The organism is uncultured Corynebacterium sp. (assembly GCF_945649885.1).
GTDB lineage: Bacteria > Actinomycetota > Actinomycetes > Mycobacteriales > Mycobacteriaceae > Corynebacterium.
On record NZ_CALZFS010000096.1, the window covers coordinates 1 to 11,638 of the forward strand.

The 11,638-nt window shown below is 57.5% G+C and carries 12 protein-coding genes; 3 read left to right on the forward strand and 9 right to left on the reverse strand.

Annotation, left to right across the window (positions count from 1 at the left end; translation table 11 throughout):
- The coding region (locus Q0M74_RS10300) for a hypothetical protein (protein WP_293954101.1) at window positions 1-480 on the forward strand (480 nt) is incomplete at its 5' end.
- 13 nt (window positions 481-493) lie between these two features.
- Here Q0M74_RS10300 and Q0M74_RS10305 read toward each other — a convergent pair.
- The 6 genes from Q0M74_RS10305 to Q0M74_RS10330 all read right to left on the reverse strand — a co-directional run bounded on the left by Q0M74_RS10305 (window position 494) and on the right by Q0M74_RS10330 (window position 6,261).
- A complete protein-coding gene (locus tag Q0M74_RS10305; RefSeq protein WP_293954103.1) occupies window positions 494-1,096 on the reverse strand; it encodes a TetR/AcrR family transcriptional regulator in 603 nt (200 codons plus the stop codon).
- 15 nt (window positions 1,097-1,111) lie between these two features.
- The gene (phnE, locus tag Q0M74_RS10310) at window positions 1,112-1,879 is read right to left on the reverse strand and encodes a phosphonate ABC transporter, permease protein PhnE (RefSeq protein WP_293954105.1); all 768 of its coding nucleotides are present in this window, start codon (window positions 1,877-1,879) and stop codon (window positions 1,112-1,114) included.
- Window positions 1,876-2,634, reverse strand: a complete 759-nt coding sequence (locus Q0M74_RS10315) for a phosphonate ABC transporter ATP-binding protein (protein WP_293954108.1) — start codon at window positions 2,632-2,634, stop codon at window positions 1,876-1,878. Before Q0M74_RS10315 ends, phnE begins: the two co-directional genes overlap by 4 nt.
- 6 nt (window positions 2,635-2,640) lie before the next feature.
- Window positions 2,641-3,561 (reverse strand): phosphate/phosphite/phosphonate ABC transporter substrate-binding protein, encoded by a 921-nt coding sequence (locus Q0M74_RS10320; protein WP_293954110.1) that lies wholly within the window; start codon window positions 3,559-3,561, stop codon window positions 2,641-2,643.
- Between the two features lie 231 nt (window positions 3,562-3,792).
- Window positions 3,793-4,263 carry an SgcJ/EcaC family oxidoreductase gene (locus tag Q0M74_RS10325; protein ID WP_293954112.1) on the reverse strand — a complete coding sequence of 157 codons (471 nt, stop codon included), beginning with the start codon at window positions 4,261-4,263 and terminating at the stop codon, window positions 3,793-3,795.
- Window positions 4,264-4,323: 60 nt separating this feature from the next.
- Window positions 4,324-6,261, reverse strand: coding sequence for a M13 family metallopeptidase (locus tag Q0M74_RS10330; protein ID WP_293954114.1), 1,938 nt, complete (start codon window positions 6,259-6,261; stop codon window positions 4,324-4,326).
- Between the two features lie 164 nt (window positions 6,262-6,425).
- On the opposite strand from Q0M74_RS10330, the gene Q0M74_RS10335 reads away from it, so the two are divergent.
- Both Q0M74_RS10335 and Q0M74_RS10340 read left to right on the forward strand, forming a co-directional pair.
- Complete coding sequence (locus Q0M74_RS10335; RefSeq protein ID WP_293954116.1) at window positions 6,426-7,223, forward strand: hypothetical protein; 798 nt, start codon at window positions 6,426-6,428, stop codon at window positions 7,221-7,223.
- Window positions 7,220-8,152, forward strand: coding sequence for a PrsW family intramembrane metalloprotease (locus tag Q0M74_RS10340; protein WP_293954118.1), 933 nt, complete (start codon window positions 7,220-7,222; stop codon window positions 8,150-8,152). Before Q0M74_RS10335 ends, Q0M74_RS10340 begins: the two co-directional genes overlap by 4 nt.
- 40 nt (window positions 8,153-8,192) lie before the next feature.
- Here the strand turns inward: Q0M74_RS10340 and Q0M74_RS10345 are convergent, their stop codons facing one another.
- The 3 genes from Q0M74_RS10345 to Q0M74_RS10355 all read right to left on the reverse strand — a co-directional run.
- Window positions 8,193-9,680 (reverse strand): MFS transporter, encoded by a 1,488-nt coding sequence (locus tag Q0M74_RS10345; RefSeq protein ID WP_293954120.1) that lies wholly within the window; start codon window positions 9,678-9,680, stop codon window positions 8,193-8,195.
- 171 nt (window positions 9,681-9,851) lie between these two features.
- Window positions 9,852-10,286, reverse strand: coding sequence for a PAS domain S-box protein (locus Q0M74_RS10350; RefSeq protein WP_293954122.1), 435 nt, complete (start codon window positions 10,284-10,286; stop codon window positions 9,852-9,854).
- Window positions 10,287-10,653: 367 nt separating this feature from the next.
- On the reverse strand, window positions 10,654-11,638 hold a 985-nt coding region (locus Q0M74_RS10355; RefSeq protein WP_293954124.1), incomplete at its 5' end, for a glutamate--cysteine ligase.

Below are 11,638 nucleotides of genomic sequence, written 5' to 3' on the forward strand. Positions count from 1 at the left end.
ATCGCCACTGATGAGGACGATCGTCTTGTGCAGATCCCCTTCAGCTACCGTTCGGAGGAAGTCGATCCCCAGCACACCCTGTCGGTCGTTGAGCATGGTGTTCTAGGCAAGCGTTGGATCACCAATGCCCTAGGTGATCCAGTGGCGGTACGTGAACTTATCCGCACCATCCTCACCGGTGATGATGGCGCCACGCGTGACGACGGTGTCGCCGCCTACCTGGATATCCGCGGCACCGGCACTGAGGAGAACCTTGACCTTGACGACGTCACCCTCACCGAGGTCACCCGCCAGCGTGTCATCGGAACTGTTGTGGTCAACGGTGTGCGCAGGCAGTTCAAGCTGCGTCTGCCTAATGTCCTGTCCGAGGTCATGCACACCAGCCGTGGACACAGTGCCACCGCCCAGCGTCTTGTTGCCCCGCATCCGGACAACGCCAACCGTGAACTGTTGGTCGCAGAATTCAACTGGCTGGAATAAGTTCTGGGCGAAGTTACTGCATCCCACTCCAGATCATTTCAAAGGCCTTGAGTGATCTGGTCTGGGATTCCCGATCGTGGAAACTCAGTCCACGTACGGCAAGTTGATAATAGAACGTGCCATACATGGCATCAAGGGCTGCTTCGATGTCCGCGTCCTGACGGATCTCCCCACGTTCCTTGGCTAATTCCAAGGCACGGAGGGGGGTTTCGCGTCTCTTGGTCACATGGGAACGCCAATAAACCTGCTGCAATTTGGGATCTGAGATGGTGAGCTCGATACGCTTACGGAAGCGCTGCTCCGTATAATCACTTCCCTGGGACTGTACGGAGTTGATGAACAACATCTTGATCAGTCCATCTTTAATGGTGCCTGACACATCAACCACAGGCTTTCCCTCACGCCCGTCATCGAGGGCGCCCGCCACCAGGTTGGTGAGTGAAGGCCACCGACGGTAGACCGATGCCCGGGATGCCCCGCTTTCCTGAACCACCGAATCAACAGTTACTTTTTCTCCACGTTCAATGATCCGCTGGGCAGCCTGGATGATTCTCTCATCCAGACCTTGTTCACGCGGACGACCAGCGCGGGACAGACGGGGTTGTTTAGAGCTCATTGCTTCAGATACTCCTCAGTGAACTTTCTTCCTGATTACTGCACTAAACTGATCAATAACAGCAACCAGGACAACAATGCAGATGATCATCGCGCTCAGATGCCCATACTCATAGCGGTTGATGGCCAGGGTCAACTCCAGTCCGATACCACCGGCACCCACCAATCCGAGGATTGTTGCGCTGCGAACATTGCTTTCAAATAACAATAATGTGTAACTGACCAGCGCGGGCAGTGCCTGTGAAAGAATTCCATAATGGACGACTTGGGGACTGGATGCCCCCACAGCCTTCAGCGCGTTGACGGGCTCCTCGTCCACTGATTCCATGGCCTCGGCAAACACCTTGCCAATGGACCCCACGGATCCCACCATCATAGTTAACACCCCGGCGAAGGGACCTAAACCAACGGCGGAGACAAACACCAGGGCAAACACCAGATCGGGTACTGAGCGGATGATGTTCATGACGGTGCGGACAGGGTGGTAGATCCACCAGGGTGCAATATTTTCAGCCGCCCCCATGGCGATGGTCAGGGAGAGAAGCGCGCCGATGGCGGTGCCGATGATGGCGATCTGGAGTGTTTCCACCAGCAGCCTGATGATCAGCGGAAACTCAGAAAAATCTGGTGGGAACAAGCGGGAAAGGAAATCCCAGATATTGCCAGAGCCGGCGGTCAGATCGGACAGGCTGATCTGCGCTCCATCAGCTGACCACAGCAAAATGGCCACAGCTAGAACAACACCGATGGCACACCGCATCCGGAGAGTTTTTTCTGCCTTCACCGTTGCTCCTCCTGTTCATAGAACTGGGTGAGATCAGCGGGAGAGAGCCGCGCTGAAGGGGAATCAAGACTGATACCGCCCTCGTGCAGGCCGATGATCCGCTGTGCATAGTTGAGGGCCAGCTGTGGTTGATGCAGGGAGAGAATCACAGGAATTGATTCTTCAGCAGCAATGGTGGTGAAGAGCTCCAACATCCTTCCACCCAACAGGGGATCCAGGGCAGCCACGGGCTCATCCGCAAGGATCATCCGGGGATTTTGCATGAGCACCCGGGCGATGGACACACGTTGTTGCTGCCCTCCGGAGAGCTGACGTGCAGGTTCGCAGGACTTATCACCAAGCCCCACCAGGTCCAGCAGCTCATGGGCACGCTTCCTGTCAGCGGAATGGAAAGTGCCAACCACGCTCATTGGTCCGGCGTGATGAAGGGAACCCATCAGAACATTGGTCAGCGTGGATAGTTTTCCCACCAGCCCATAGTGTTGCGATACCTGACCGACATCTGCACGCAGGGAACGCAGCGCACGACGACGGATGCCTTTAACCTGGGTGCCATATACCTGGATTGAGCCAGAGGAGATGGGGACAAAACCGGTGATGGCCTTGAACAATGTTGTTTTTCCTGACCCGGATGCGCCAAGTAGTGCCACGACCTCTCCGGCCGTGATGTCCATGCTGACCCCGGTGAGCACAGATTCGACGGTGTTTGGATAGCGCACGTGGAGATCGCTGATCTGGAGTGCGGTCATGAACATGGTTGTCTAGTTCACTTCAGTGAGATCAACATCAGCCAGGGCTGCGATCTCAAGATAGGGCTGGAAGGGTTCATCGCCGGGGTCAAGCACAGGTTCAACACCCGCAGGCAAACCATCTACATAGACACCCAGCTCATCAACATTGTCATGGTGGAAAACCTCAGGCAGTCCATTCAACAGAGCCCTGCGTTTTTCCTCAGATAGGCCAGCGTTGGTGATGATAGAGGCCGCAATCGGCTTGGGGATTGATTCCCCCAGGATGCGGGTCGCACCTTCTTCAAAGGGAAACAGGGGACTTCCCTGTCCCACCATCGCGGTGAAAACGGCGGAGGTGCATGCAACATCAGCATCCTGGTGTTTGAGCGCCAATAAACCGCGATCATGGCTGCCTGCGAACACTGAGCTGAAATCCTCACCCTCCTTCAATCCGGCTTCCTTGAGCAGGTGTAGGGATAGGAAATATCCGGATTCTGAGGCTGGGTCGGCAAAGGCGACAACAGTCTCCGGAGTTATATCCGCCAGGGATTGCAAGGGTGAATCCTCTAAGACAATGCACTGGGAAGCACTCGTGGCATCACCTGGCCAGGCAATCAGTGGTTCCACCTGTTGCGTGCTGATCGCCAATGCCGCAGCAAACCCGGATACCAGTGCAATGTCTTCATGGCCAGCTCGGATTGCCTCCACCGCTGCAGAATAACTGGGAACATCAGTGATCTGTACAGGGTGTCCGGTGGCCTCCTCCAACTGCTTCTTCAACTCAGGAAGTGGGGTCTGCACAGAAGGATCATCAAGGAAGGGGGTGATGACAAACCTGATGGTCCCACCATCGTTCCTGTCGTCGCCTGGTGCAGAGGAAGCGCAGGCGCTGAGGGGGAGAGCTGCAGTTAATAGGAGGAACAACAATGTATGGGAAATGCGGATGGGCAAAACACAGACTTTCTACAACCAGAGAAAAGAAAAATCATCGGATTCAGCGGCAGACCAGGAGACCAGGGAGAGCCGTGGTGTGTCCTTTCTTGGGATGACCTTTCCGGGGGGGAACCGATATAGAAGATATACATTACTGCTAATAAAAAATGTTTGCCAAGTGAACGATGCTGGGGGATGTGTCTGGAGGTTTCAGCAGTGTGGAGACTTCTGCCGCCTGCTCAGGCCAAATCATGAAATCGGCCGATAGTGGACAGCCTGAATATTGTTGCTTTCAGTCACAAGGTGGGTTTGTACGCCGTTGATGATATCGGTGTTATGCCCGGAAACCGCTAACCATCGACCATCTTCCTGCTGTGCACAGACGAAGATGAAAACACCCCGGCGAGGCCCTGCCGGTGGGGAACCCGGGGTCGAATCAGGTACCCGTTGCCCGGTCATTATCCAGCGGGCATGAACTACTGCCACCCTGGAATCTGCGAGCATCCTCACCCGGGTTTTCTCAAAGACCATGGTGGTGTCAGGGAACATGTCCCGGAAACCGATGGCATGGTTGTGTCGGATCTGTTTGTGCCCACGCCACCAGAAGCCGACAACGTTGACAAAGTCAGCATCCTCGGTGAACACCGCGGTTAAGGCATCGGCGTCTGCGTTGTTCCAGGCCGTGCGGAAGGCTTCGGCCACAGCTTCAGGGGTGTGCAAGGTTCTCCTCGTGGAGAGGCGACCAGGGGATCGTTCACAGGCACTGTTGCCAGTGCAGAACTACCAGATGGTCACGCGCTCCTCCGGTTTGATGAAGATCGGGGCGTCCTCGGGGACCTGGAAGGCCTCATAGAACTCCTCCACATTGCCGGCGATGGTGTTGCAGCGGAATTCGGCGGGGGAGTGGGGATCAATCGCCAGATACTGGACGGCCATCTGTGGGCGGATCGCGGTGCGCCATACCCTGGCCCAGGACAGGAAGAGACGCTGGAGACCATTGAACTCCTGGTCGGCGAGCTCCGGTTCTGAACCTTCAGCCTCAAAGGTCTTCTTCGGGGAGGTGGCAAAGTTCAGGCCCTGATCAGCCAGGTACTTCTTGTACGCCACCACGGCGATACCCAGTCCGCCCAGGTCGCCGATGTTTTCACCCACGGTGAAGGCGCCGTTGACACCGGTGGTTTCGATCTCATTCTTCTTCAGCACCGCAGGGACCAAGCCCTCGAACTGGTCGATGAGGCGCGTGGTCAGCTTGTTGAACTCTTCTCGGTCTTCATCGGTCCACCAGGAGTTGAGGTTGCCCTCGCCGTCATACTGGCTGCCCTGATCATCAAAACCATGACCGATCTCATGGCCGATCACCGCACCGATGGCACCGAAGTTTTCAGCAGCATCGGCCTCAGGGTCGAAGAAAGGCGCGCGCAGAATAGCGGCGGGGAAGGTGATGTCATTGACCACCGGATTGTAGAAGGCGTTGACGGTCTGCGGGGTGGTCACCCACTCATCACGGTCCGCCGGCTTGCCCACCTTGCTCAGCTCATAGTCGTGCAGGAAGATCGAACCCCGACGGATATTCTCCACCAGATCCTTACCTTCACTGGAGAATTCCACATTTTCATAGGAACGCCACTTCTCCGGGTAGCCGATCTTGGCGTTGAACTTCTCCAATTTCTCCAGCGCACGCTCGCGGGTGGCTGGTGTCATCCACACCAGATTGGAGATACGGTCGCGGTAGGCAGCAACCAGGTAGTCAACCAGGGTGAGCATCTCCTGCTTGGAGGGAGCAGGAAAGTGCTTCTCGACGAAGATCTTGCCGATCTCCTCACCGACCAGACTTTCCGCCACGGCCACGGCACGCTTCCAGCGATCCTTCTGCAGAGTGGCGCCGGACAGCTGGGTCCCGTAGAAATCAAAGTTCGCCTGCGCGGTTTCCTCAGCGAGGTAACCTGCGCGGGAACGCAGGATGTGCCAGGTGGCCCACAGCTGCCAGTCCGCAAGACGATCAGGCGTCAACAGATCATTCAGATGATCAGTGTAGGACGGCATCATGTTGATCAGATTCTGGCTGGGCAGCTGGGAACCAGCGAGAATATCACGGACCCTGTTGGGAAGCTCATCAAAGCTGGTCGGGTTGTACGTTGCCATGGCATCACGGGTCTTCACCACATCCCAATGGCCCTTGGCCAGGGTGGTTTCCAGGGCGAAGATCCGCTGGGCCGCAGCGTCCGGGGTGAGGCCAAAGAGGCGGCTTGGATCCAGGAACTCCAGCATGCGGGCAATGTGCTCAACATAGGCTTCGCGGGTTTCAGCATGTGCCTCCACCCGGTAATACGCCTCATCAGGCAGGCCGAGGCCGGACTGTACGAGGTAGGCCACCGCATTATTGGAGGCGGAGTCCTTTGTCACCCAATAACTAATCGGTGCACCCACACCCTCACGGTCGAGTTCGCCCAGCACGGTGGTGAACTCATCAATATTGGCTACTGACAACTTATCCAGATCAGGGTCGAGCGACTCAACACTGACAGAATTAATGCCCTCAACATCCATGAATGAGGAATAGAGAGCACCGACGCGTCCCTGGTCAGCCTTCACAATCTCATGGACATCTTCTTCAGCATCATCACGGAGCTTGTGGAAGGTGCCGTCGACAGCGCGGTCTTCAGGAATGATGTGGGTGTCAAGCCACGGGCCATTGACAAAGCGATAAAGATCCTTCATGCAGCCCACTCTAGACAAAACAGGTAACTGGGTCGTGAGGGCCGCATCCGCGCTGCATTTATGCGCGCCTACATTGCCGCCCACAGTGCGTTGGTGCTGCGCTGAGGCAGCACCCTGGGCCCCGCAGACCGCCGTCGATAAGCGCAGCAGGTAGCCTTTGTCATGTGAGTTCTACAGAGAGCATGTATCAGCTGAAGCCAGTGGGCCGGGCCAAGCTGTGGTGGTCGATCCTGGGTGTTGCAACACTATTGCTGCTGCTCCCGGTGGTGATCAACGCAGTAGTTCCGGAAAAGAGCAACAGCTATGAACAGCTCACCATCGACGCCTTCGGCTATGAATGGGAAGTCCCGGTGGTCACTGAGGATGGTGCACCGGTCATGTGTGAAATGACCATGGATGACCTCTTCATGAAGTACTGGGACTGCAATGGCGACACCACGGTTGTCACCATGCTGGTCGAAGACGTGGAGGACCCGGCGAACACGCTTCGCCGCATGGTCCGTGCCGGGCTGACCACCCCTGTCCCGGATGAGACTCCGGCTGTGGCCAGCGAGGATGACCGGGCCCACGCGCTGGCACAACCTGGCATCGAGGAGGGTGCGTTTGTGACCCTGCCGATCGCCGCCATGAGCCTGCGCGGAGAAGGCAATTATGAGAACCTCACTGCCGTGGCCATCGTCAATGGTTTCTCCAATGAGTACTACGCCTCCCACATCTGGTCCAGCATGGCCCAGGAACGCGGACTGCCCTATGAACAAGACTTCCCCCTGGTTATAGAAGAGGAAACCTTCCCAGATGATCCCTTCGGCGGCTTGCCCTGGGAGGAACTGCCCTGGGAAGAATGGCTTCCGGACCATGAGGACACACCATCTGAGGGCGAACTGAATGACCTGCTGGGCAGGGGAGCAGAACGTTCCACAACGCTGCACGCTATCCGGGAGAACCAGGAGGAAGTTGCATGAGCCGTCTCTTTTCCATCACCTTGTGGGTACTGATTGCGGTGTCCCTACCCGCGCTGTTTCTCACCGCGGCCGGCAGCGCCTTCATCAATCCGCTCGCAGGAATTCTGGGGGTTGTCTTCACCCTTTTCTACCTGGTCATCGTGATCTGGCTACTCAGCCGCACACCCCTCTGGCCGGATTTCAAGAGTTTCCGCAGGACACCTGAGGGCAACAAACGCCGCGGGCATGGTTCCACCACACAATGGGTGGCGGCATCTCTGCTGTGGGGTGCGTTTGTGTCCTTCGGCCTGGTGATGATCTTCGGGCTGTCAGTTATGGATCTCACAACCAAACTAGGCCTGGACTTCTTCATGGCCAGCTTCACCGGTGCCTACCCGGAGGAAATCGCGAAGTCCCTGGGTATTGCCTTGATCCTATTGAGTTTTCGCCAGCTCAACCGTCCCTGGCACGGGCTGGCTACCGGCGCGCTCGTGGGCCTGGGTTTCGAGGTCAACGAGAACCTTCTCTACGGCTCCACCGGTGCTTTGCTGGATCCGAATTCTGACCTCGATGGTGTGCTCATGATGTGGGGATATCGCACTGTCTTCGGCCCACTGATCCACACGATCCTCTCCGCCTTCGCAGGTTATGGCATCGCATTGGCTCTGTTCCGCGCCCACAAAACACTGGCGTGGCGCTGGGGTGTGGCCTGCGCCTGGATCTTCGTGGCCTTTGCCCTGCACTTCGCGTGGAACATGATGTGGGAAGCACAGCTTGCCAGCATGATCAACATGATCATTGTGTCACTGATCATGTATCCGCTCATCGTATACCTGATAGTGCGCAGCTGGCGTGACGCCCGCGCCGACCACACCTACGCCTACACCCCGGGCATCGTCACCATGCCTATCCGTGAATCGACCACCGGGACAGCGGAACTGCGGGCATGAAAAAACCGCCATCAACGATAGCGGTTTTAGCAGCTGGTGCTTAGTGAGAAACAACCTGGGTAATCGGCTTACGGTGCTTGATCAGCACGCCACACAGCACGGAGACCAGTGCTGCACTGCCGGCGACAATATAGCCGACGGTGAAGGCGTCTGGGGCGGGCATTCCCTCCGGAGTGGAGAAACCGGACATGATCGCGGAGTAGATCGCGGTACCGATGGAGGTCATCGACAGTGCGATGGCCACGTACACGGAGGCGGTTCCGGCACCCTTGCCGTGTGCGGCTTCAATGGCGATCACGGAGACCGATGCGGTGAGCAGGGTGGTGTAGGAGATGCCGAAGAGGAAGATCGCCAGGGTCATGGACCATACATTGGTATGAGCAAACGCCAGCCACATGAAGGCGATGAACATTCCCAGACCTGCAATGACGATGGTTCCGCGGGGTGTGCGACCCAGCATCTTCGGAGCGAGGCGGGTGGCCACGATGCCTGCGAAGGTCATGGGCAGGAAGACAAAGGATGCCGCCAGGGCTGTCATGCCGAAACCGAAGGCGATCGGATCGCCCGGGATCTGCAGCAGGGTCATGGTGAGGTTGAACAGCATGGATCCACCGATGCCCAGCGAAACGAAGATCGCATAGGCGGGGCCCAGTCGACGGGAGAAGATGTCACGGACAGGCAGAAGTGGATTCTTGGTACGGGATTCCCACACCAGGGACAGGACGAGCAGTGCGAGGCCCGCGCTGATAGTGCCGACAGTCAGTCCGGAGAAGATTCCCCATACTGTCGACTGTGAAATGCCGATGCAGAGCAGGAGCAGGCCCACACCCATCAGGCTGACGCCCGCAATGTCAAGGCGTTCGGTGATGCCCTTCAGCTGGGACTGGGTGCGGCGGTGCAGAGCGTCAGAGTCCAGTCCGTAGAAGTAGAAGCCGATGGCACTGATGATGGTCAGGACAGCGCCGATCCAGAAGGCGTCGCGCCAGTCGCCGCCCATGGCCAGTAGTGCGCCACCGAAGGCGAAACCGAGGAAGACGCCGATTGCCTGACCGCCGGCGATGACGGCCACGGTTTTGCGGCGGTTCTCCGGGGTGAGGCGATCATTCATGATGCCCACGCACAGTGCTTGACCAGCCATGATCCCAACAAGTGCGCGGCCGATGATCAAGATGATGAAGCTCGGTGCCAGGGCGGAGATGATGTAGCCGACGGTGATTCCCACCAGGCTGAGGAACATCAGGCGACGGTGGCCGAAGACATCACCCGCCTTCGCCAAGATGGTGATAGTGGCCGCACCCATGAGGGTGGTGCTCATCAGGGCCCAGGCGGTCTGGCCTGGAGTGAGTTGGAGGGACGCTGCCATTGAGCCGTAGAGAGGGATCGCCATGAGCGTTCCGATCTCGTTCAGCATCTGCAGAATGGAGAAAATGACCGCCATGCGCAGGCCTGCCTTGCGCCAGGGGATCTGCTCCCCGGGTGGGGCTGTCATTGTTCGCCGGGAGGCGGTGGGGGTTGTTGTCTGGACCATGTTTCCTCGCTGAAATCCGTGAGATTGTCGACACTTAGGTCAGCAAAGTATGGCCCACGCCACAGCTCTGGACAAGTGTCCAGTGGAAAAATGGCGTTAAACCGCAGTTAAGGGGTGGAAAAGCACCACCCCCGGAAATTGGGCTTAACTTCCGGGGGATGTGGCTTTTTATCAGTCCTGCTGTGCCTTTTCCAGCTCCCGCAGACGAACATGCAGGGCCTTCTTCTCCTCCCATTCAGCAGAAACATCGCGGAGGAAAGCCGCCACACCCTCAATCACCCCAGCGTCATCCTTGAGGATCGTGATGGAGAATTCCAGGGAAATCTTGGATCCATCCTTGGTGATCCCGGGGACTTTCAGGGGCTCCGAACCGTATCTGGTTTCACCCGATTCCATCACTCGGTCCCACCCATCCCAGTGTGGCTTGCGGTGCTTTTCCGGGATGATGATATCGAGTGATTTTCCGATCGCCTCTCCGGTGTCCCAACCAAACATCTTCTCCGCACCACCATTCCACAACTGGATCATGCCGTCGCGGGAGGCGTAGATGATCGCCTCCTGGGTTTCGGCGAAGAGTCGGGCAGCGGTTTCCTCAAAGTTGAACATGATTCTCAGCTCCATTTAGGACGGTTGGTCTCTAACTAAATCCACCTTAGCGGGTGATGCCAGACACATCAGAGCTTGTCCGCTCTCTTTTCCTGTGAATCTGATGCAAGCGTCGTGCACATCTTTGCGTTCCCAGTGCAGCCACCCATTTTTTAAAAAGTCCGATATGAATGATCACCCTCAAACGGAGTAGGAAGTCTCCAGAAGATATGCGGTGGCATAACCGTACGGAACCAGGTCCTGAAACTGACCGTTTGTGAGGCAAGTTGGTACGGATATGCATCCTGGCGCGGTGACCGACCCCAAAAAGATGCCAGCCCTGACTTCAACAGAAGCGCGGGCCGGCTAAAAACTGGTTGAAATCTAATTAACCGCCGATGTCCCAGGTATGGACAGGCTCACCCGTGGCCTGGTTCTTGAGGTAGAGCTCGAGCATCGCGGCCAGGGCGGCGCGACGTGTCTCGGAATCAGGCAGGCCACGGTGGGAATCAAATTTATTGAGGGTCCGTAGCTGCCAGGCAGCACCGTTCTGGCGGGACTTGGCGCGGTCGCGGATGATGCCTAGGTAGGTGTCACTGAGGGAATCATCCACTCCGAGTCGTTTGAGTCCTTCGCGGGCCTGGGGGAGGAGGTGTTCCACCACGAGGTCAGCGACATTGACCTGCCCGATTGTTGGCCAGGTCATTCTGGTGAAGATGCCGGAACGGGCTGCCGATTGGAAGTTCTTCTCTGCATCGGCGAAGGTCAGCCGTGACCAGACGGGACGGTTTTCTTCGGCGAGGTATTTGACCATGCCGTAGTAGAAAGCGGCGTCGGCGACGATGTCCACAGGTGTGGGGCCTGCTGGGAGAATTCGGTTTTCCACGCGTAGGTGGGAGCGTTCCTCACCTGGGGCGTAGATCGGTCGGTTCCACCGCCAGACGGTGCCATTGTGCAGGTTGAGGTAGTGCAGGGCGGGGGAGTTGCCCTTCATCATCGGGGTGCCGGACAGTGCCCGGTCTTCTGCAATGAGCGGGGAGAAATAGCGGACGTTTTCTTCAAAGAGGTCAAAGACACTGGTGATCCACCGTTCGCCGAACCAGACCCGGGGTCGTACCCCCTGGTTGACGAGTTCGGGGGTGCGGGTGTCGATGGCCTGTTGGAAGACCGGGATGCGGCTTTCATGCCAGACTCGTCGGCCGAGGAAGAGCGGGGAGTTGGCACTGAGCGCCACCTGGATACCGGCGATGGCCTGGGAGGCGTTCCAAGCAGCGGCAAAACGGATGGGCGCCAGGGCGAGGTGCAGTTGCAAGGACGACCAGGAGGACTCCGGGGCGAAGACCAGCACGTCCAGGTTGATGTGTACACGATCG